This window comes from Variovorax sp. GW823-FHT04B03, from assembly GCF_058796495.1.
This window is the reverse complement of sequence record NZ_JBXAIT010000001.1, coordinates 771,202-791,372: the sequence shown is the minus strand read 5'-3', so window position 1 is coordinate 791,372 and position 20,171 is coordinate 771,202. Positions and strand designations below refer to the sequence as shown.

At 69.5% G+C, this 20,171-nt stretch carries 17 protein-coding genes; 4 read left to right on the top strand and 13 right to left on the bottom strand.

Annotated features, from left to right (window positions below; all coding sequences use genetic code 11):
* Nucleotide 1: 1 nt before the first annotated feature.
* Both AC1RAD_RS03535 and AC1RAD_RS03530 read left to right on the top strand, forming a co-directional pair.
* Nucleotides 2-862, top strand: a complete 861-nt coding sequence (locus AC1RAD_RS03535; protein WP_492733928.1) for a lysophospholipid acyltransferase family protein — start codon at nucleotides 2-4, stop codon at nucleotides 860-862.
* Nucleotides 863-866: 4 nt separating this feature from the next.
* A complete protein-coding gene (locus AC1RAD_RS03530) occupies nucleotides 867-1,856 on the top strand; it encodes a phosphatidate cytidylyltransferase (RefSeq protein WP_095948182.1) in 990 nt (329 codons plus the stop codon).
* Between the two features lie 19 nt (nucleotides 1,857-1,875).
* On the opposite strand, the gene AC1RAD_RS03525 is transcribed toward AC1RAD_RS03530, so the two are convergent.
* Nucleotides 1,876-3,960 (bottom strand): tetratricopeptide repeat protein, encoded by a 2,085-nt coding sequence (locus tag AC1RAD_RS03525; RefSeq protein ID WP_492733926.1) that lies wholly within the window; start codon nucleotides 3,958-3,960, stop codon nucleotides 1,876-1,878.
* 148 nt (nucleotides 3,961-4,108) lie between these two features.
* Between AC1RAD_RS03525 and ruvC the strand changes: the two genes are divergently transcribed.
* A complete protein-coding gene (ruvC, locus tag AC1RAD_RS03520) occupies nucleotides 4,109-4,657 on the top strand; it encodes a crossover junction endodeoxyribonuclease RuvC (protein WP_062474210.1) in 549 nt (182 codons plus the stop codon).
* 7 nt (nucleotides 4,658-4,664) lie between these two features.
* On the opposite strand, the gene AC1RAD_RS03515 is transcribed toward ruvC, so the two are convergent.
* Nucleotides 4,665-5,987: an alpha-methylserine aldolase gene (locus AC1RAD_RS03515; RefSeq protein ID WP_492733925.1), complete on the bottom strand. Its 1,323-nt coding sequence runs from the start codon at nucleotides 5,985-5,987 to the stop codon at nucleotides 4,665-4,667.
* Between the two features lie 107 nt (nucleotides 5,988-6,094).
* On the opposite strand from AC1RAD_RS03515, the gene AC1RAD_RS03510 reads away from it, so the two are divergent.
* Nucleotides 6,095-7,042: a LysR family transcriptional regulator gene (locus tag AC1RAD_RS03510; protein ID WP_492733923.1), complete on the top strand. Its 948-nt coding sequence runs from the start codon at nucleotides 6,095-6,097 to the stop codon at nucleotides 7,040-7,042.
* Between the two features lie 10 nt (nucleotides 7,043-7,052).
* Here AC1RAD_RS03510 and AC1RAD_RS03505 read toward each other — a convergent pair whose 3' ends face one another.
* The 11 genes from AC1RAD_RS03505 to mraY all read right to left on the bottom strand — a co-directional run bounded on the left by AC1RAD_RS03505 (nucleotide 7,053) and on the right by mraY (nucleotide 20,168).
* Nucleotides 7,053-7,229, bottom strand: coding sequence for a hypothetical protein (locus tag AC1RAD_RS03505; RefSeq protein ID WP_167394968.1), 177 nt, complete (start codon nucleotides 7,227-7,229; stop codon nucleotides 7,053-7,055).
* Nucleotides 7,230-7,254: 25 nt separating this feature from the next.
* On the bottom strand, nucleotides 7,255-8,178 hold the full coding sequence (gene lpxC / locus AC1RAD_RS03500) for a UDP-3-O-acyl-N-acetylglucosamine deacetylase (protein ID WP_056575680.1): 924 nt from the start codon (nucleotides 8,176-8,178) through the stop codon (nucleotides 7,255-7,257).
* A gap of 227 nt (nucleotides 8,179-8,405) precedes the next feature.
* Nucleotides 8,406-9,620 (bottom strand): cell division protein FtsZ, encoded by a 1,215-nt coding sequence (ftsZ, locus tag AC1RAD_RS03495; protein ID WP_062474218.1) that lies wholly within the window; start codon nucleotides 9,618-9,620, stop codon nucleotides 8,406-8,408.
* Nucleotides 9,621-9,790: 170 nt separating this feature from the next.
* Entirely contained in the window at nucleotides 9,791-11,020 is a 1,230-nt protein-coding gene (ftsA, locus tag AC1RAD_RS03490; protein WP_056575685.1) for a cell division protein FtsA, read from the bottom strand.
* A 20-nt stretch (nucleotides 11,021-11,040) separates the two neighbouring features.
* Nucleotides 11,041-11,829, bottom strand: coding sequence for a cell division protein FtsQ/DivIB (locus AC1RAD_RS03485; RefSeq protein ID WP_492733922.1), 789 nt, complete (start codon nucleotides 11,827-11,829; stop codon nucleotides 11,041-11,043).
* A gap of 3 nt (nucleotides 11,830-11,832) precedes the next feature.
* Nucleotides 11,833-12,804, bottom strand: a complete 972-nt coding sequence (locus AC1RAD_RS03480) for a D-alanine--D-alanine ligase (protein ID WP_062474222.1) — start codon at nucleotides 12,802-12,804, stop codon at nucleotides 11,833-11,835.
* Entirely contained in the window at nucleotides 12,801-14,264 is a 1,464-nt protein-coding gene (gene murC, locus AC1RAD_RS03475) for a UDP-N-acetylmuramate--L-alanine ligase (RefSeq protein WP_492733920.1), read from the bottom strand. The genes AC1RAD_RS03480 and murC overlap by 4 nt, the downstream gene beginning before the upstream one ends.
* Nucleotides 14,261-15,325 carry an undecaprenyldiphospho-muramoylpentapeptide beta-N-acetylglucosaminyltransferase gene (gene murG, locus AC1RAD_RS03470; RefSeq protein WP_159273871.1) on the bottom strand — a complete coding sequence of 355 codons (1,065 nt, stop codon included), beginning with the start codon at nucleotides 15,323-15,325 and terminating at the stop codon, nucleotides 14,261-14,263. Before murG ends, murC begins: the two co-directional genes overlap by 4 nt.
* Before the next feature lie 76 nt (nucleotides 15,326-15,401).
* On the bottom strand, nucleotides 15,402-16,697 hold the full coding sequence (ftsW, locus tag AC1RAD_RS03465; RefSeq protein ID WP_062474228.1) for a putative lipid II flippase FtsW: 1,296 nt from the start codon (nucleotides 16,695-16,697) through the stop codon (nucleotides 15,402-15,404).
* Complete coding sequence (murD, locus tag AC1RAD_RS03460; RefSeq protein ID WP_492733918.1) at nucleotides 16,694-18,979, bottom strand: UDP-N-acetylmuramoyl-L-alanine--D-glutamate ligase; 2,286 nt, start codon at nucleotides 18,977-18,979, stop codon at nucleotides 16,694-16,696. Before murD ends, ftsW begins: the two co-directional genes overlap by 4 nt.
* Nucleotides 18,980-18,989: 10 nt before the next feature.
* Nucleotides 18,990-20,168 carry a phospho-N-acetylmuramoyl-pentapeptide-transferase gene (gene mraY, locus AC1RAD_RS03455; protein WP_062474230.1) on the bottom strand — a complete coding sequence of 393 codons (1,179 nt, stop codon included), beginning with the start codon at nucleotides 20,166-20,168 and terminating at the stop codon, nucleotides 18,990-18,992.
* Between the last annotated feature and the right edge of the window lie 3 nt (nucleotides 20,169-20,171).

Here is a 20,171-nt window from a genome sequence, read left to right as displayed (position 1 = left end):
TATGCTGGCAAAGCTCACAGGTTGGTTGCTGCTGGGAATCGTCCGATTGCTCACCGGCGCGCAGGCGCGCTGGTACGGTTGTCCGCCGAAGGCCGAGCAGCGCATCTACTTCGCGAATCACCAGAGCCACGCGGACCTCGTGATGATCTGGGCCGCGCTGCCCGAGGAGCTGCGCAGCATCACGCGGCCCATCGCGGCGCGCGACTACTGGGCCAACACGCCGGTCAAGCGCTGGATCACGACGGAGGTGTTCAACGCGGTGTATGTGGAGCGGGCGGCCACGGGGGCTGCACCGGCTGCGCCACCGCCGCCGGCAGCACCGCCACCCGCCGCGCCCATCGCCCCGGCCGAACGCATCGAGCCTTCGATGGAGCCGCTGCTGCCGATCGAAACTGCGGCTCACGCGCCCGCCGCCGAAGGCCCGCAGGAGATTCAGGGTCAGCTCGATCTTCCCGCGCCCCCTCCCCCACCACCGCCGGTCGCACCGCCGCCCGTCGTCGAACCCGAGGCACCGGCCGCCGCGCCCGAGCCCCCCGTCGCCGACCCACTCGCCCCGCTCATCGACGCGCTGCGCAGCGGCGACTCGATCATCATCTTTCCCGAAGGCACGCGCGGCCACACCGGCGAGCCGCAGAAGTTCAAGTCGGGCCTGTACGCACTGGCCACCATGTTCCCCGACGTGGTCCTCGTGCCGGCCTGGATCGACAACGTGCAGCGCGTGATGCCCAAGGGCGAGATCGTGCCCGTGCCCATCCTGTGCTCCGTCACCTTCGGCGCGCCGATCCGTGTCGAAGAAGGCGAAGAGCGCCGCCCTTTCCTCGACCGCGCCCGCGCCGCCGTGATCGCATTGCGCGACGTCTGAAGGTATGAACCAGTTCCTGCGCAGCCTCAGCCCGACCCAGCAGGTCGCGGCCCTTTTCCTGATCGTCTTCGGCCTGCTCTTCATCGTGAGCACCGCCGTCTTCTTCCTGAGCTTCAAGGAGCGGCGCAACCCGGTGCACGACGAGTCGTGGCAGGCCGAGCTGGCGCATTTCCGCGCGCTGCTGGGCACCACCTGGTTCATGGTGATCGTGTTCTGGATCGGCTGGGCGCTGGGCGAAACGGTGGCCACCGTGCTGTTCGCGCTGATCGCGTTCTTTGCGCTGCGCGAGTTCATCACGCTCTCGCCGACGCGGCGCGGCGACCACCGCAGCCTGATCCTCGCGTTCTTCGTGGTGCTGCCGATCCAGTTCTGGCTGGTGGCCACCGCGCGCTTCGACCTGTTCACGGTGTTCATCCCGGTCTACGTGTTCCTCGCCATTCCGGTGGCGAGCGCGCTGGCGAACGACCCCAGCCATTTCCTCGAGCGCAACGCCAAGCTGCAGTGGGGCATCATGGTCTGCGTCTACGGCATGAGCCACGTGCCCGCGCTGCTGCTGCTGACCTTCCCCGGCTACGAAGGCAAGAGCGCGTTCCTCGTGTTCTTCCTGGTGTTCGTCGTGCAGACCTCGGTGCTGGTGCAGCACCTGATCTCGCGGCGCATGCAGCGCACACCATTCGCGCCAAACGTGAGCCGCAGCTTCAACTGGACCAGCTGGGGCGTCGGCATCGTCGTGGCCAGCCTGGTCGGTGCGCTGTTCTCGTTCATCACGCCGTTCAAATTCGGGCAGGCGCTCGCGGTGTCGATCATTGCCTGCGTCGCGGGCTCCATGGGCCACCTCGTGATGAAGGCGCTCAAGCGCGACCGCGGCATTCCGAACTGGGGCCAGAAAGGCGTGGGCGTGACCGGTGCCAACGGCCTGCTCGACCGCGTCGATGCGCTGTGCTTCGCGGCGCCGATCTTCTTCCATTCGATCCGCTGGTACTTCAACGTCTGAAGCACCGGACGGCGGGCGATCAGGCCTTGCGCCGCACCACCCGATCGAAGGCCTGCTTCGCGCGCCGCCCCAAGGCCTTCGTCTTCAGCGCCTGAAGCTCGCGCTTGAGCCGCGTGCGCTGCTCGGCCGAAAGCGCCGTGCCGAAACGCCCGAGCGCCAGCTCCAACGCCTCGCGCTGCGCCGCCACCCGGCCCTGCCGCCCTTCGGCCTCGGCCAGCCATTCGCAGGCATTGGCCACACGCTCGCGCAAGGCCGCGTCGCCCGACTCGCCGAAGCGCGCGATGAGCACGCGGTAGGCCTTGGCCTGGCCCGGCAGGTCGTCCATCTTGTCGAAGGCCTTGGCCTTGTTGATCATCGACTTGGCGGCCCACAGCTGCAGGGCGCTGTCCCGCGCCATCGCCGTGCGCGCGATCACCTCGTCGTAGCTGGTCACGGCCTCGGCGAACCGGCCCGCGCGGCGCAGCACGGCACCCTTGCGGAACAGTGCACCGGCCACGCGCGCGCGCAGGTCGGGCAGCTCGGAATTGCCCCAGCGCGCAACGATCTCGTCGTGCACGCGCATCTCGTCCGCGGGCCGCGCGAGGCGATCGAGCGCGGTGCTCTTGTATTGCAGGCACAGCGCCACCTGCGACTGCATCTCGGTGGAGGCATCGGCACCGTAGCGCGCGTCCATCGCGTCGGCCGCCTCGACGACCTCGGCGAAGTGCTCCAGCGCCAGCAGGCAGAAGGTCTTGTGCGACAAGGCGCGCGCGCACTGGCGGCGCATGAGCGGGTGCGGCGAGGCGGCATGCGCCGCGAGCACCTCGTCGAACAGCGCAATGGCTTCGCGCGATGCGCCCGCGTCACCGAGCTTGCGGCCTTCGCGGACGGTGTCGCATGCCGCATCGAAGAGCTCGGCCGGCAGCTCGCCGGCGTCGAGCCCGCCGGTCTTGCGCAGGCGCTTCAGGCAGGCCTCGCGCCCGGCCATCGCCTTCACGCGCAGCTCTCGCAATTCGGGCGTGGCGCCGTCACGCGACAACGCGACGAGCGGCTCGTACACCGCAAGCGCTGCCTCGGGCCGCCCCAGCAGGTCGAGCAGCACGAAGCCCTTGTGCAGCAAGGTGGTGGCCACGGTGCGCTGCACCATGGCGTCGCCATCGCGGGCAAAGGTGTCGAGCAGGCGCTCGCAGGCGGCCAGCGCGGCATCGCCGTCGCCCTGGTCGCGCAGCCCCACGGCCCACTCGTGGGCGCGCACGGCCGCGAGGCGGCGCACCTGCGCGGAGGCGTCGTGGCCGTAGCGGTCGAGCAGCCAGCCGACCAGTTCGGCGCGGCGCGCGACCTCGTCGAGCCCGAGGCCGTCGAAGAACAGGGCCAGCGCGCGCACGCCTTCGAGCCGCAGCTCGGGCGCGGCCTCGGCCAGGCCGGTCTCGATCTGGTCGGCCACCTGCAGGCACAGCACCTGCGCCTGCGCGTGCTGCGCCAGCTCGCGCAGGTTGAGCACCGCGGCCAGCCGGGCCCGCGCCACGCGCAGGACCACGCCAGTGTCGGCGGCGCCCTCGAAGCGTTCGATGGCCGCTTCGAGCGTGGCCAATGCGTCCTGCGGCAGGCCGCGATGGTGTTCGATCTCGGCCTTCAGCAGGCGCGCGTCGAGCCGCCACGCATCGAGCGCGGTGTCGGCCTGCGCGTCGAGCTGCTCGCTCATGAAGTCGCAGGCCTCGCAGCGTGCCGCCGCGTCGTCGATGAGCCAGGTGCGCTGGTACAGCGCGTGAGCGATGTGCGCGCGGATCTCGGGCTCGCTGCGCCCGCCGTGCGCGGCCACCAGGCGGTCGAGCGTGGCCAGCGCGTCGGCCGGGCGGTGCAGCTGGCGCAGCACGTGCGCGAGCAGCCGCAGCGCCTGGCAACAGGGCACGACCACGGCGGCGTCGGGCAGCGCACCGAACTCGGCGATCAGCCGGCTGCAGGCGGCGATCGCCTCGCGACGGCGGCCGAGGTCGCTCAACAGCTCCGCCTGACGAAAGCTCGCGGCGGCGCGTTCGGCGGGGGATTGCTGCAGGTGCGCGGACAAGACCGGGGCGTCGTTCGATGGCTTCGGTTGCTGCTGCGCGGAGGACTCGACTACATTCACCTTCGCTTCCTTGTGTGGCGCGCCCCGCGCGGAGCGGGGCGGAATGCAAGAACGGCGGATTCTGCCCGCGATCCCCCACGCATCGCGCGCGAATTCGCACCTTCTTCAACCTTCCTCACCCAGGCTTAGGCCTTTACGCTTCCTTTTCATGCGGATCCTCGGCATCGACCCCGGTTTGCAGACCACCGGCTTCGGCGTGGTCGATGCGGACGGCCATGCGCTGCGCTACGTGGCCAGCGGCACCATCAGCACCCGGCACCTGGGCAGCGGCAACCTGCCGGCGCGCCTGAAGGTGCTGTTCGACGGCATCGGCGAGATCACGGCGCGCTACCAGCCCGAGGCGTCGGCGGTCGAAATCATCTTCGTCAACGTCAACCCGCAGTCGACGCTGCTGCTGGGCCAGGCGCGCGGCGCCTGCGTGACGGCGCTGGTGAGCCACAACCTCTCGGTGGCCGAGTACACGGCGCTGCAGATGAAGAAGGCCGTGGCCGGCCACGGCCAGGCCGCGAAGGCGCAGGTGCAGGAGATGGTGAAGCGCCTGCTCGACCTGCCCGGCCTGCCGGGCGCCGACGCGGCGGATGCGCTGGGCATCGCCATCACGCACGCGCAGGTCGGCCGTTCGATGGCGCGGCTCGCGGAGGCGGCCGAGCTGTCGAAGACCCACGCCGGCACCTACCGACAAGGGCGTTCGCGCTGAGGACGCTTCAGCGCACGATGTAGCGCAGGTCGCCCAGGCGCCGGCGGCGTTCGCGCACCTCGACGGCCACCGACATCGCATCGCCAGCCAATGCCCGCGCGATCCAGTCGGCCAGCTGCGGCATGTCCTCGGGCGTGAAGCCCAGCCGCACGATCTCGGGCACGCCCAGGCGCAGGCCGTTGATGTCGCCGTCGACCGGCGCGATCGGCAGGCCGATGCCGCAGGCCAGCAGGCCGCCCTGGGCCAGCTGCTTCGCGGCACGTTGCCCGCCGCCCCAGCGCGCGGCCTCGAGCGCGAACTGGTGCGACTGCGTGAAGCCGCGCGCCTTGGCGAACACCGGCAGGCCTTGCGCATCGAGCGCGCGTGCGAGCGCCTGCGCGGTGTCGCGCATCGCCGCCGCGTAGGCCGCGCCGTGCACCTTCCAGTCGAGCAGGCCGCGCGCCAGCGCCGCCGCGCGGCCCGCGTCCGAGTTGGCCGTGAGGCCGGGGTAGGCGATGGCGTCGATGCGCTCCATCAGCGCCGCGTCGTTCGACACGATCAGCCCGCCGGCCGGGCCGCCCAGGCTCTTGTAGGTGCTCATGGTGATCGCGTGCGCGCCGTCTTCGAGCGGCTGCGGCCAAGCCTTGCCGGCCACCATGCCCGAGAGATGCGCGGCATCGAAGAGCACCTTGGCGCCCACGCTGTCGGCCACCTCGCGGATCGCGGGCACCGGGTGCGGGAACAGGTTGAGGCTGCCGCCGATGGTGATGAGCTTGGGCTTCAACTCGCGCGCGAGCTTGGCCAGCGCGACCACGTCGACCGAGTAGCCGTCGGCATCGACCGGCGCCGGCACGGTCTTCAGGCCGTAGAGCCCGGCCGCGCCCGCCGCGTGGTGCGTCACGTGGCCGCCGATGGCGGGCGGCGGCGCGATGATCGTGTCGCCGGGCTGGCAGGTCGCCATGAACACGTAGAGGTTCGACAGCGCGCCCGAGTTCACGCGCACCTCGGCGAAGCGCGCGCCGAACACCTCGGCCGCCAGCTCGGCGGCGACGACCTCGATGCGCTCGATGGCTTCCAGCCCCATCTCGTACTTGTCGCCCGGGTAGCCCAGCGACGGGCGCGAGCCCAGCCCGCGCGACAGCAGCGCCTCGGCGGCGGGGTTCATCACGTTGGTGGCGGGGTTGAGGTTCAGCCCGTCGACGTTGTGGATGCGGTGGCTGTCGGCCACGAGGCGTTCGATCTCGGCGGCGACGCCCGCCGCGTCGCGCGCGGCGGCATCGGCGGCAATGGCGAGCACGTGGTCCTCGCTGGCGGCGGGAACCCAGGAACGGCGGTGAAGGGCTGCGGGCATGCGGTGTCTCGCTGAGGAAAGGAATGACCGCATGGTCGCGCCCTGCGCCTGCGCCGGCAACACGGATAAACTGGGCCCGAGCCCTAGAAAAACTTGGCCTGAACATCATGTCTCTCGCCCCACCCCGCCCTCGCCTGCCGCCGCACACGGCCGTGCGCGCCTTCGAGGCCGCGGCGCGCCACGGCAGCTTCGCGCGCGCGGCCGAGGAGCTGTTCGTGACGCCCGCCGCCGTCGCGCAGCAGATCAAGGCCCTCGAGACCTGGGCCGGCGGCGCGCTGTTCGAGCGCCACAGCCAAGGCATCCGGCTCAGCGCGCACGGCCGGCGCGCGCTGCCCGCGCTCAGTGCGGCGGTCGACCAGCTCGGCCTCGCGGTGCAGGCGCTGCGCCAGGAAACGCAGACCGCCGCGCGCCGCAGCACGCTGCAGGTGGCAGCCCTGCCGGCGATGGCGCAGCTGTGGCTGTCGCCGCGGCTCTCGCGGCTGAAGGCCGCGCTGCCCGGCGTGCAGGTGTCGGTGACGGCGCTGGAGCAGCCGCCGAACTTCCGGCGCGAGCCTTTCGATCTCGGGCTGTTCTACGCGCGCGGCGCCGAAGCCGCCGTCGGCGCGACGGGCATCCCGCTCGCGCGCGACCGCCTCGTGCCCGTGTGCAGCCCGCGCGTGCGCGCATCACTGGAGAGCGCACGCCCGCGCCCGCTCGACGACCTCCTCGACGTGCTCGCGCGCTGCGGCGGCCTGCACGACACGGTGTGGCGCGACGACTGGTCGCGCTGGCTGCAAGCCGTGCGCCCCGGCACCACCTCCACCGAAGCCGATGCGCTGGCCGCCGGCCCCGATTTCTCGCTCTACAGCCTCGCGCTGCAGGCCGCGCTCGACGGCGAAGGGGTGCTGATGGGTCGCGAGCGGCTGGTGGCGCCGCTGCTCGAAAAAGGCCGGCTGCACGCGCCCTGGGGGCGGCCGAAGGCGCTGGGAGACACGCTGATGCTGCTGGTGCCCGCGCACCGCAAGGGGCCGCTGCTTGCGCAGCAGGTGCAGGCGCTACAGGCCCTGGTCGATTGAACGGCTCGCGCTACGCGACGCGCTCGGCGATCAGGACCGCGAAGAAGCCGAGCGCCGCGAGCACCGTCCACTTGAACACGATCCAGCCGAAGCGGCGGTACTTGACCTGCCCTGTGCCCGCGTAGAACGCGAAGGACACGCCCGCCACCAGCAGAAGCAGCAGGATGGCCCAGCGAAAGAGAAGCATCGGAAAGAAAAGGCGTGCGCCGGGCTTACCAGGCCCGCGCCACTTCGCCGAAGCCGCGCGGTGCGCGCTTCTCGTCCTCGAAGGTCACGACCTCGTAGGCGTCGCTGTGCGAGAGCAGCTCGCGCAGCAGCTTGTTATTGAGCGCATGGCCCGAGCGGAACGCGGTGTACGCGGCCAGCAGCGGCTTGCCGATGATGTACAGGTCGCCCATGGCGTCGAGGATCTTGTGCTTCACGAACTCGTCGTCGTAGCGCAGGCCGCCGGCATTGAGCACCTTGGTGTCGTCCATGACGATGGCGTTGTCCAGGCCGCCGCCGAGCGCCAGGCCCTTGCTGCGCATGTACTCGACTTCTTTGGTGAAGCCGAAGGTGCGTGCGCGCGCGATGTCGCGGCTGTACGAGTCGGTGCCCAGGTCGAACTCCACGCGCTGGCCGGTGGAGTTGACGACACGGTGGTCGAAGTCGATCTCGAAGCTCAGCTTGAAGCCGTGGTACGGCTCCAGGCTCGCCCACTTCTCGTTGGCGCCCTCGCCTTCGCGCACCTCGACCTTGCGCAGCACGCGGATGAAGCGGCGCGGCGCCTTCTGCAGTTCGATGCCCGCGCTTTGCAGCAGGAACACGAAGGACGAGGCCGACCCGTCGAGGATCGGCACTTCGTCGGCCGTGATGTCGATGTAGAGGTTGTCGATGCCCAGGCCCGCGCAGGCGGACATGATGTGTTCGACGGTCTGCACCTTGGCGCCGCCCGTGGAGACGGTGGACGCCAGGCGCGTGTCGGTGACCGATTCGGCGGTCATGCGGATCTCGACCGGCTCGGGCAGGTCGACGCGGCGGAACACGATGCCCGTGTCGGCCGGGGCCGGTCGCAGGGTCAGCTCCACGCGTTGGCCGCTGTGAAGCCCCACGCCCACGGCGCGGCTGATCGACTTGAGGGTTCGTTGTTGCAGCACGCCCGAGATTTTAGGCGGGCGGCGACCGTGACGCCCTATTCCCTTCGCTATGGCCGCGATAGACATGGACCGGTCAGATAAGAAAGAACAAAAAAGCCGGGGAGCCCCCGGCGATGGACGCAAGGGGCACGAGGTGGACGCAGCGCCTAGAGCCGGGGGGCAGTCCCTTTCAGGTCTTCCCCGTCCCCTTGCGAACCCTCGTGCCCTCTGCGTTCGGTGGCCTGCGGTCAGTCTGCTTGACGGCGCAGGAATGCGGGGATCTCGAAGTCGTCCATGCCACCCGACGACAGTGCGTCGACCTTGGCGGCGGCCATCGTGCGGTTGGTGCGCCACACGCTGGGCACGGCCATGCCGTCGTAGTTGGGCTGGCTGCCCGAACCACCACCCGCGTGGCCCACGCCGCCGAGCGTCGGCACGGTGAACGGGATGTTGTCGGTGCCGGTGCGGATCACTTCGAGCGTCGGGGCCTGGCGGCGTGCGTCGGCACGCGACAGACCCGTGGCCACCACCGTGACGCGCATCTGGTCGCCCAGGCTTTCGTCGTAGGCGGCGCCGTAGATCACGTGCGCGTCCGGCGAGGCGTAGGCGCGGATGGTGTTCATCGCGAGCTTCGACTCATTCAGCTTCAGCGAACCCTTCGATGCCGTCACCAGCACCAGCACGCCCTTGGCACCCGAGAGGTCGATGCCTTCGAGCAGCGGGCAGGCCACGGCCTGTTCGGCGGCGATGCGCGCGCGATCCGGGCCTGCAGCCGCGGCCGTGCCCATCATGGCCTTGCCGGGTTCGCCCATCACGGTGCGCACGTCTTCGAAGTCGACGTTCACGCCGCCGTACTCGTTGATGATTTCCGAGATGCCGCCCACGGCGTTCTTCAGCACGTCGTTGGCGTGCGCGAAGGCTTCGTCCTGCGTGATGTCTTCACCGAGCACGTCCAGCAGCTTCTCGTTGAGCACGACGATCAGCGAGTCGACGTTGGCTTCGAGTTCGGCCAGGCCGGCGTCGGCGTTGGTCATGCGACGGCCGCCTTCCCAGTCGAAGGGCTTGGTCACCACGCCCACCGTCAGGATGCCCATTTCCTTGGCCACGCGCGCGATCACGGGCGCCGCGCCGGTGCCGGTGCCGCCGCCCATGCCGGCCGTGATGAACAGCATGTGCGCGCCGTCGATGGCGGCGCGGATGTCGTCCACTGCGGCTTCGGCCGCGTCACGGCCCTTCTCGGGCTTGCTGCCGGCGCCCAGGCCGCTGATGCCCAGCTGGATGTTCTTGTGCGCGTTGCTGCGTTGCAGGGCTTGCGCGTCGGTGTTGGCGCAAACGAACTGCACGCCTTGCACACCACGCTCCATCATGTGGGCGACCGCATTGCCACCGCCGCCGCCGACACCGATCACCTTGATCTGCGTGCCCTGGTTGAATTCTTCGACTTCGATCATTTCGATGGTCATTTCTAACTCCTTGAATATTGCAGTTGCCGTTATGTGTCTATGAATATTTCTTCTGCCGTGACGTGATCAACGGGATCGCCGTCGCGATGGTGGACCGGTGCGTCGCCATCGCTCGTTGAAATGCAGCGGAGGGCCCGCGCGTGCGAGCCAGAGTGGGGAGTGGTTCATGGTCAGAAGTTCCCCACGATGAAGTCCTTGAAACGTCCGAACGCAGTCTTTACGGACCCGTTCTTCTGTGCGACCTTGAAACCACGCATGCGTGCAAAACGTGCCTCCTCGAGCAGGCCCATCACGGTGGCCGCGCGCGGCTGCGCCACCATGTCCGAGAGCGCGCTCGAGTACTTCGGAATGCCGCGGCGCACGGGCTTGAGGAAGATGTCTTCGCCCAGCTCGACCATGCCGGGCATGACGGCGCTGCCGCCCGTGAGCACCACGCCCGACGACAGCACTTCCTCGTAGCCCGACTCGCGCACCACCTGCTGCACCAGCGAGAAGATTTCTTCGATGCGCGGCTCGATCACGCCGGCAAGCGCCTGCTTGCTCAACATGCGCGGGCCGCGATCGCCAAGGCCGGGGACTTCGACCTGCGATTCAGGGTCGGCCAGCAGCTGCTTGGCATAGCCGTGCTCGACCTTGATGTCCTCCGCGTCCTTGGTGGGCGTGCGCAGGGCCATCGCGATGTCGCTCGTGATGAGGTCGCCCGCGATCGGGATCACGGCCGTGTGGCGGATCGCACCGTTGGTGAAGATCGCCACGTCGGTGGTGCCCGCGCCGATGTCGACCAGCACCACGCCCAGTTCGCGCTCGTCTTCGGTGAGCACCGCCTGGCTGGAGGCCAGCGGGTTCAGCATCAGCTGGTCGACCTCCAGGCCGCAGCGGCGCACGCACTTGATGATGTTCTCGGCCGCGCTCTGCGCGCCGGTCACGATGTGCACCTTGGCCTCCAGGCGCATGCCGCTCATGCCGATCGGCTCCTTCACGTCCTGGCCGTCGATCACGAACTCCTGCGGCTCCACCAGCAGGAGGCGCTGGTCGCTCGAGATGTTGATGGCGCGCGCCGTCTCGACCACGCGGGCCACGTCGGCGGGCGTGACTTCCTTGTCCTTCACCGCCACCATGCCGCTCGAATTGATGCCGCGGATGTGGCTGCCGGTGATGCCGGTGTAGACGCGGCTGATCTTGCAGTCGGCCATCAGCTCGGCTTCTTTCAGCGCCTGCTGAATGCTCTGCACGGTGGCGTCGATGTTCACCACGACGCCGCGCTTGAGGCCGTTGCTGGGCGCGATGCCCAGGCCGGCCAGCTTGAGCTCGCCGCCTTGCAGCACCTCGGCCACGACCACCATCACCTTGGCGGTTCCGATGTCCAGGCCTACGACCAGGTCTTTGTATTCTTTGGGCATGTAGATGTCCTCGGTATTCGCTACTTGATTTTTCTTGGGGCCTCGGGCGAGACCGTGGTGACGCCGCGCAGCCGCAGGGCATACGCGTCGTTGTGGCGCAGATCGGCGCGTTCGACGTCGGCCACCGTGCGGCGGTACTGGCCCGCGACCTGCGTCACGGTCTTCAGGAACCGCTGCAGGCGCGCCGACACCTCGTCGCTCTGGCCGCGGCCGAGCTCGATCTCGGCCCCGCTGTCCAGCAGCACTTTCCAGCTGCCGCGGCTGGACAGCCGCAGCTCGGCAATGTCGAAGTCATAGGGCTCGAACATCGGCGCGAGCACGCGGTACATGCCCAGCACCTGCCCGGCCTGCTCGATCGGGCCGTCCAGACGCGGCAGGTCGGTATCGACCTCGGCCACGTTGGCCTCGAACACGTCGCCAAAACCGTTGATCAGCTTGGAGCCGGCCTCGTCGCCCCACACCGCCACCGGCACCTGCTCGGTCAGCGTCACGCGCAGCTTGTTCGGGAACTCGCGCCGCACCACCGCGCTGCGCACCCACGGCACCGTCTCGAAGGCGGTGCGCGCACGCGCCAGGTCGATGGTGAAGAAGTTGCCCTTGAGCTGCGGCGCCACGTTGGCACGCAGCGTGACCGCGTTGTTGTGCGTGACCTCGCCGTCCACCTTGATGCCCGAGATCGGGAAGAAAGGCTGGCGCAGCACCCACCACGCGCTCGCCGCCAGCAGCATGAGCGCCACCAGCACGAACGCAACGTTCGCGACGATGTTCATCAGCTTGACGTCGAAGGGAGCGGGGATGCTGTCGGCCATGGCTTAGTTCGCGCCTCCCTTGGCATCCAGCGATGCGGACGCGAGCACGCGCACGCACAGCTCTTCGTAGGGAATGCCCGCCGCGCGCGCCGACATCGGCACCAGCGAATGGCTGGTCATGCCGGGCGAGGTGTTCATCTCGAGCAGGAAGGGCTTGCGGTCGCTGGCGCGGATCATCACGTCGGCGCGGCCCCAGCCGCGGCAGCCGAGCGTGTGGTACGCCGCCAGCGTGATGCGCTGGATCTCGCGTTCCTCGGCTTCGGGCAGGCCGCTCGGGCACTGGTACTTCACGTCGTCGGTGAAGTACTTGTTCTGGTAGTCGTAGGCGCCCTCGGGCGCGGCGATGCGCACCACGGGCAGCGCGCGCGCATCGAGCCCCTGGCCGAGCACGGCGCAGGTGACTTCCTCGCCGTCGATGAACTCCTCGCACAGCACGTCGGCATCGAACTTCGCCGACAGCGCCACGGCGTCCTGCATCTGCGAGTAGCCCTCGACCTTGGTCACGCCGATGGACGAGCCCTCGCGCGGCGGCTTCACGATCAGCGGCAGGCCGAGCACGTCGGGCACCACCATGATCTGCTCGCGGCTTTGCTGGTCGAAGGCCAGGCGCACGTACTTGGGCGTGGGCAGGCCGTCGGCCTGCCAGATGCGCTTGGTCATGACCTTGTCCATGGCCACGCTCGAGGCCATCACGCCCGAGCCGGTGTAGGGAATGCCGAGCAGCTCGAGCGCGCCCTGCACCGTGCCGTCTTCGCCGTGGCGACCATGCAGCGCGACGAAGCAGCGCGCGAAGCCTTCGCGCTTCAGGTCGGTGAGTTCGCGCTCCGACGGGTCGAAGGCATGCGCGTCGACGCCGCGCGAACGCAGGGCCTGCAGCACGCCGGCGCCGGACATCAGCGACACCTCGCGTTCGGCGGAACTGCCGCCGAACAGCACGGCGACCTTGCCGAAAAGTTGTGGATCCTGAAGGCTCACGCGGCCCTCCCCTTGCGCACAGTGCGCTCTGAAGTTGTTGATGAGGGTGCGGGCGGCGTGCCGAGTTCGACCACTTTGCCCGGCACCGCGCCGATGGAGCCCGCGCCCATGCACAGCACCACGTCGCCCGCGCGGGCGTTGTCCAGGATGGCCTGCGGCATGGCGACGATGTCGTCCACGAACACCGGCTCGACCTTGCCGGCCACGCGCAGCGCGCGCGCCAGCGTGCGGCCGTCGGCGGCCACGATGGGCGCCTCGCCCGCGGCATAGACATCGCCCAGCAAGACCGAATCGGCCGTGCCGATGACCTTCACGAAGTCTTCGAAGCAGTCGCGCGTGCGGGTGTAGCGGTGCGGCTGGAAGGCCAGCACCAGCCGGCGCCCCGGGAAGGCGCCGCGCGCGGCCGCGATGGTGGCCGCCATCTCGACCGGGTGGTGGCCGTAGTCGTCGATGACGGTGAAGCGCCCGCCCGCCGTGTCGTTCGGCACGGCCACGTCGCCGTAGCTCTGGAAGCGGCGGCCCACGCCCTTGAAGCCGGCGAGGCCGCGCTGCACCGCTTCGTCGGCAATGCCGAGTTCGACCGCCATGGCGATCACCGACAGCGCGTTGCGCACGTTGTGCTCGCCCGGCAGGTTCAGCACGATGGGCAGGTCGGGCAGCGTCACGCCGTTGCGACGCTGCGCGGTGAAATGCATCTGGCCGCCGACGGCGCGCACGTCGATGGCGCGCACCTGGGCGTCCTCGCCGAAGCCGTAGCTGGTAACGGGGCAGGTCACGTCGGCCACGATCTCGCGCACCGCCGGATCGTCGGTGCACAGGATGGCCACGCCGTAGAACGGCATGCGGTGCAGGAAATCGACAAAGGCTTTCTTCAGCTTCGCGAAGTCGTGCCCGTAGGTCTCCATGTGGTCGGCGTCGATGTTCGTGACCACCGCCATCACGGGCAGCAGGTTCAGGAACGAGGCGTCCGACTCGTCGGCCTCGACCACGATGTAGTCGCCGCTGCCCAGCTGCGCGTTGGCGCCGGCGCTGTTCAGGCGCCCGCCGATCACGAAGGTCGGGTCGAGCCCGGCGGCCTCGAGCACGCTGGCGGCCAGGCTGGTGGTGGTGGTCTTGCCGTGCGTGCCGGCGATGGCGATGCCCTGCTTCAGGCGCATCAGCTCCGCGAGCATCAGCGCGCGCGGCACGACCGGAATGCGCTTTTCGCGCGCGGCCAGCACCTCGGGGTTGTCCGACTGCACGGCGGTGGAGGTGACGACCGCATCCGCGCCGTCGATGTGCGCGGCGGCATGGCCCACGAAGGTGCCGATGCCCAGGCCCGCGAGGCGGCGCAGCGTGGCGCTGTCCGACAGGTCGGAGCCCGTGATCTTGTAGCCCAGGTTCAGCAGCACCTCGGCGATGCCGCTCATGCCCGAGCCGCCGACGCCGACGAAGTGGATGTGACGGATCGCGTGCTTCATTTCGCAAGCTCCTCGCAGGCGCGGACGACCGCGTCCACTGCTTCGGTCTTCTGCAGGGTCTTGGCCTTGGTGGCCCGGTCGATCAAGGTCGCGCGTTCGGTTTTCTGTAGCAAATCAGCCAGCAATTCAGGAGTGAGATCGGTCTGTTGCACCAGCCAGCCGCCGCCCGCGTCCACGAGGAAGCGCGCGTTGGTGGTCTGGTGGTCGTCGACCGCCGAGGGGAAAGGCACGAACAGCGCTGCTGCGCCGACGGCCGCGATTTCGGTGACGGTGCTGGCGCCCGCGCGCGCGACGATGAGGTCGGCCTCGGCGTACGCCTGCGCGGTGTCGTCGATGAAGGGCGTGAGTTCGCCCTCGACGCCGGCCGCCGCATAGTTGGCGCGCAGCTCGTCGATCTGCTTGGCGCCGCTCTGGTGCAGCACCTGCGGGCGTTCGGCGGGCGCGATGCGCGCCAGCGCCTGCGGCACGACGGCGTTGAGCGCACGCGCGCCCAGGCTGCCGCCGACCACCAGCAACTTGAGCGGCCCCGTGCGGCCCGCGAAGCGCGTGGCCGGATCGGGCTGCGACGTGAACGCCGCGCGCAGCGGATTGCCCACCCACTGCGCCTTCTTCAGCACGTTCGGGAAGGCCGTGAACACGCGGTCGGCCACGCCCGCCAGCACCTTGTTGGCGAGGCCGGCGACCGAGTTCTGCTCGTGCAGCACCAGCGGCTTGCCCATCAGCACGCCCATCATCCCTCCCGGGAAGGTGATGTAGCCGCCCAGGCCCACCACCACGTCGGGCTTCACGCGGCGCACCACGGCCAGGCTCTGCCAGAAGGCGCGCAGCAGCTTCAGCGGCAACAGGAACAGCGTGAGCGGACCCTTGCCGCGCACGCCGCCGAACTGCACCGGCTCGAAGGCGAAGCCGCGCGGGGGCACGAGCTTTTCTTCCATGCTGCCGGGCGCGCCCAGCCAGTGCACGCGCCAGCCGCGCTCGCGCAGGGCCTCGGCCACTGCGAGACCCGGGAAGATGTGGCCGCCCGTGCCGCCTGCCATGACGAGTGCCGTACGGCCGGTCATACGCGACCTCCCCGCATGAGCGGCGCATTCGCGCCGCAGCGCTGCGCGCTGACGCGGTTGTAGCGAAACCACGTTCTCATACGCGGCCTCCGCGCATGAGAACGCGGTTTTCGTAGTCGATGCGCAGCACCACGGCCAGCGCCACGAGGTTCATCAAGATCGCCGAGCCGCCGAAGCTCATCAGCGGCAAGGTCAGGCCCTTGGTCGGCAGTGCGCCCAGGTTCACGCCCATGTTGATGAAGGCCTGGAAGCCGATCCACACGCCCACGCCCTGGGCCACGAGGCCCGAGAACACGCGGTCCAGCGCGATCGCCTGGCGGCCGATGTGCATGATGCGACGCGTGAGCCAGAGGAACAGGCCGATGATCAGCAGCACGCCGATCAGGCCGAACTCTTCGCCGATCACGGCCAGCAGGAAGTCGGTGTGCGCCTCGGGCAGCCAGTGCAGCTTCTCGACGCTGCCGCCCAGGCCCACGCCGAAGACCTCGCCGCGGCCGATGGCGATCAGCGAGTGCGACAGCTGGTAGCCCTTGCCCAGCGCGTGCTCCTCGCTCCAGGGATCGAGGTACGCAAAGATGCGCTCGCGGCGCCACGGGCTGCTCGCCACGATGGAGCCGAAGGCCACCACCACCAGCGTCGCGATCACGAAGAACATGCGCGCGTTCACGCCGCCCAAAAACAGGATGCCCATGGCGATCACGGCGATCACCATGAAGGCGCCCATGTCGGGCTCGGCCATCACCAGCATGCCGACCACCACCACCGCGATGCCCATCGGCAGCACGGCGCGGAAGAACCGCTCCTTGATCTCCATCTTGCGCACCATGTAGCTGGCGGCATAGAGCACCATCGCGAACTTGGCCAGCTCCGACGGCTGGAAGCGCATGAAGCCCATCGGCAGCCAGCGGCGCGCGCCGTTCACGTTGATGCCGATGTGCGGAATGAGCACCGCCACCAGCAGCAGCAGCGAAGCCACGAAGAGCCAGGGCGCGGCGCGCTCCCAGGTCTTCATCGGGACCTGGAAGGTCAGCAGCGCGGCGATGAAGGCGATGACCAGCGAGGCCGCATGCCGCGTGAGGAAGTACGAGGCGCTGTAGCCGGCGCGCGCGAAGCGCGGGTTGTCGGGCAGCGCGATCGAGGCCGAATACACCATGATCAGGCCCCAGGTCATCAGCGCGACCGTGACCCAGACCAGCGCCTGGTCGAAGCCCAGCACGCGCATCGGCGTGGCCTTGGTTTGCGCGACGCCAGCGCCGCCCAGCCGCACGGGCAGGTGCACGGGCAGCGAATCCATGCCGCTGCGGGCGCGCCGGAACCAGCCGCCGAAACGGCTGCCGGTGCTGGTTTCCTGGCCTGCGGCTGCGGAGTTCAAATCGGGTCCTCCATCGATCCGGCGGTGGACAACGACGCGCCAGGCACGTACGACACCACCGCATCGTCGCCACCCACGGCTTCGCGCGGGCTGTCGGCGTAAGCCTCGACGGCCTCGCAGAACACCTCGGCGCGGTGCGCGTAGTCCTTGAACATGTCGAAGCTCGCACAGGCCGGTGACAGCAGCACGGCATCGCCGGGGTGGGCGCGCGCGGCGGCAAGCTTCACCGCTTCTTCCATTGAGCCCGCGTGCTTCAGCGAGACGCCGGTGGAGGCCAGCGCGGCCTCGATCAGCGGGGCGTCGCGGCCGATGAGCACGACGGCGCGCGCGTACTGGCGCACGGGATCGGCCAGCGGCTCGAAGTCCTGGCCCTTGCCTTCGCCGCCGAGGATCACGACCACGCGGCGCTCCTCGCCGAGGCCGCTCAGTGCGGCCACGGTGGCGCCGACGTTGGTGCCCTTGCTGTCGTCGAAGAACTCGACCTCGTCCACGATGGCGATCGGCTCGACGCGGTGCGGCTCGCCGCGGTACTCGCGCAGGCCGTAGAGCATCGGGCCCAGCGGGCAGTCGGCGGCGCTGGCGAGCGCGAGCGCGGCCAGCGCGTTCATCGCGTTGTGACGGCCGCGGATGCGCAGCGCGTCGGCGGGCATGAGGCGCTGGAAGAAGAGCTCTTCTTCCACCACCGCGCCGCGCTTGCGCTTCTGCGTTTCGTCGGCTTCCAGCGCGCGCACCAGCCAGGCCACGCCGTTGATGCGCTCGATGCCGTAGTCGCCGGGACGCAGCGGCATCGCACCGCCGAAGGTGACGTGGGCGCGGATCTGCGGACGCTGCAGCTTCACGCGGACGGGCGGCGGCAGCATGGCCATCACGCCGGCGTCGTCGCGGTTGAGGATCATCAGGCCCTTGGCGCCGAAGATGCGCGCCTTCGCGGCCGCGTAGGCCGGCATGTCGCCGTGCCAGTCGAGATGGTCCTGCGTGAGGTTGAGCACGGTGGCGGCCGTGGGCTCGAAGCCCTGCACGCCGTCGAGCTGGAAGCTCGAGAGTTCGAGCACCCACACGTCGGGCAGCGTGCCGGCGTCGAGGTGCGCAGCCAGCGTGTCGAGCAGTGTCGGGCCGATGTTGCCGGCCACGGCCACGGTCTTGCCCGCGCGCTCGACCAGCTGGCCGGTGAGCGAGGTGACGGTGGTCTTGCCGTTGGTGCCGGTGATAGCGAGCACGGCGGGCGTGTAGCCCTTGGGCGCTTCAGGCTCGGGTTCGGGCACGAGTTCGAGCTGCGGCGTGGCCTCTTCCTCGACCGCGGCCGACGCCGGGTTGGTGGCGGACAGCTCGGCGATCTTGGCGACGAACTCGGCGGCCTCGCGCGCCGCGGTGGGCACGTAGGGCTTGCCGGGGGTGGGCAGGCGGGAGACGGTGGCGGCGGGCGCGGGCGACTCGGCGGGCGTTTCGGCGGCGGCTGGTGCTGCGCCGTCTTCCGTGGCGGCGTCTTCCGTCGTGGCGCCTTCGGCGACGACGTCTTCGGTGGGCGGCGTCACCGGCACGCTCAGCGATGCATCGCGCGGCATGGCTTCGGCCATGGCGGGCGGTGTGGGTTCGGTGGCTTCGGTCGGTTCGACGGGAGCGGCGGGCTCGGCTTCTGCGGCAGGCGCATCGACTGGCAGTGCGGCCTCGGTCGGTTCTGCCGCCGGCTCAGGAGCCACAGCGTCAGTGAGTGCAACAACGTCAGTTGCTTCAACAGGCGCAGCCGCTTCGGCTTCGCCTTCGACAACCGCAGCAGCCTCCGGCGCAGGCACTTCCGGCGTCTCGACCACCGCAGCCTCCGCCACAGGGGCTTCTTCGCTCAAGGCCAGCTCGGCCTGGGCCGGCGTTTCGACGACAGGCTCGACCACGGCGGTTTCGACCGGCACTTCAGCTTCGGCTTCCACCACCGGCACCTCGACCGTCTGCAGATCGAGCAGCGCGCGCGCGAACAGGTCCAGCTCGCCGCCGACCACGAGGCCCACGGCCTTGGCGGCGTCGACGACCGGCGCCAGCGTCGCGGGCGACAGGCCCGGCGAGCGGTACACGGCGCGGATCGGCGTGCCCTCGACCAGCGCGGCCGTGAACGGCCCGCCGATGAAGGTCGCGTCGGGCAACTCGGCCTGCAGCGTCGCGAGCGAGGCGGGCGCCTCGCGCGTGTCGGCCACGGTCACGACCGCGCCGTGGCGCGCGCACCAGCGCGCCATCGCCAGCCCGGACGCGCCGAGGCCGAGGATGAGAACGGGGAGGTCTTTCAGGTGCCGCATGGTTGTGTGGTTACCGCAGCTTCAGCGTCGACAGGCCGATGAGGCACAGCAGCATCGTGATGATCCAGAAGCGCACGACGACCTGCGTCTCGCGCCAGCCACTCTTCTCGAAGTGGTGGTGCAGCGGCGCCATCTTGAGCACGCGCCGACCCTCGCCGAAGCGCTTCTTCGTGTACTTGAAGTACGTGACCTGGGCCATCACCGAGATCGCCTCGACCACGAAGATGCCGCCCATGATGAAGAACACGATCTCCTGGCGCACGATGACCGCGATGGTGCCCAGCGCGCCGCCGAGCGCCAGCGCGCCCACGTCGCCCATGAAGACCTGCGCCGGATGGGTGTTGAACCAGAGGAACGCGAGCCCCGCGCCGGCCATGGCCGAGCAGAACACCAGCAGCTCGCCCGAGCCCGGGATGTTGGGGAACAGCAGGTACTTGGAGTACACCGCGCTGCCCGTGACGTAGGCGAACACGCCCAGCGCCGAGCCCACCATCACCACCGGCATGATCGCCAGGCCGTCGAGGCCGTCGGTCAGGTTGACGGCGTTGCTCGCGCCCACGATCACGAGGTACGTGAGGATCACGAAGCCGATGCCGCCCAGCGGGTAGCTCACTTCCTTGAAGAAGGGCACCAGCAGGTTGATCTTGGGCGGAAAGTCGAGGTCGAAGCCCGAGCGCACCCAGGCGTAGAACAGCTCGAGCACGCGCCAGTTGGAGCTCTCGGAAATGCTGAACAGCAGGTAGAAGCCCGCGAGCAGGCCGACCAGCGATTGCCAGAAGTACTTTTCGCGCGAGCGCATGCCTTCGGGGTCCTTGCGCACCACCTTGCGCCAGTCGTCCACCCAGCCGATGGCGCCGAAGCCCATCGTGACCCACAGCACGATCCACACGAAGCGGTTCGAGAGGTCGAACCACAGCAAGGTGGCGAACGCGATGGCGAACAGCACCAGCACGCCGCCCATGGTGGGCGTGCCGCTCTTGGTCAGGTGCGTTTCCATGCCGTAGCCGCGGATCGGCTGGCCGATCTTGAGCGCGGCGAGGCGACGAATGACGTACGGGCCGGCCACCAGGCCGACCACGAGCGCGGTCAGCGCGGCCATCAGGGCGCGGAACGTGAGGTAGTTGAAAACGCGCAAGAACCCGAACTCGGGCGACAGCGTCTGCAGCCATTGGGCCAGGGACATCAGCATGGT

What these genes read in the sequence shown, in the direction of transcription:
- AC1RAD_RS03535 (WP_492733928.1), top strand. Translation starts at nt 2, where the DNA reads ATGCTGGCAAAGCTCACAGGTTGGTTGCTGCTGGGAATCGTCCGATTG.
- AC1RAD_RS03530 (WP_095948182.1), top strand. Translation starts at nt 867, where the DNA reads ATGAACCAGTTCCTGCGCAGCCTCAGCCCGACCCAGCAGGTCGCGGCC.
- ruvC (WP_062474210.1), top strand. Translation starts at nt 4,109, where the DNA reads ATGCGGATCCTCGGCATCGACCCCGGTTTGCAGACCACCGGCTTCGGC.
- AC1RAD_RS03515 (WP_492733925.1), bottom strand. Translation starts at nt 5,987, where the DNA reads ATGCCCGCAGCCCTTCACCGCCGTTCCTGGGTTCCCGCCGCCAGCGAG.
- AC1RAD_RS03510 (WP_492733923.1), top strand. Translation starts at nt 6,095, where the DNA reads ATGTCTCTCGCCCCACCCCGCCCTCGCCTGCCGCCGCACACGGCCGTG.
- AC1RAD_RS03505 (WP_167394968.1), bottom strand. Translation starts at nt 7,229, where the DNA reads ATGCTTCTCTTTCGCTGGGCCATCCTGCTGCTTCTGCTGGTGGCGGGC.
- ftsZ (WP_062474218.1), bottom strand. Translation starts at nt 9,620, where the DNA reads ATGACCATCGAAATGATCGAAGTCGAAGAATTCAACCAGGGCACGCAG.
- ftsA (WP_056575685.1), bottom strand. Translation starts at nt 11,020, where the DNA reads ATGCCCAAAGAATACAAAGACCTGGTCGTAGGCCTGGACATCGGAACC.
- AC1RAD_RS03485 (WP_492733922.1), bottom strand. Translation starts at nt 11,829, where the DNA reads ATGGCCGACAGCATCCCCGCTCCCTTCGACGTCAAGCTGATGAACATC.
- murC (WP_492733920.1), bottom strand. Translation starts at nt 14,264, where the DNA reads ATGAAGCACGCGATCCGTCACATCCACTTCGTCGGCGTCGGCGGCTCG.
- murG (WP_159273871.1), bottom strand. Translation starts at nt 15,325, where the DNA reads ATGACCGGCCGTACGGCACTCGTCATGGCAGGCGGCACGGGCGGCCAC.
- murD (WP_492733918.1), bottom strand. Translation starts at nt 18,979, where the DNA reads ATGCGGCACCTGAAAGACCTCCCCGTTCTCATCCTCGGCCTCGGCGCG.
- mraY (WP_062474230.1), bottom strand. Translation starts at nt 20,168, where the DNA reads ATGCTGATGTCCCTGGCCCAATGGCTGCAGACGCTGTCGCCCGAGTTC.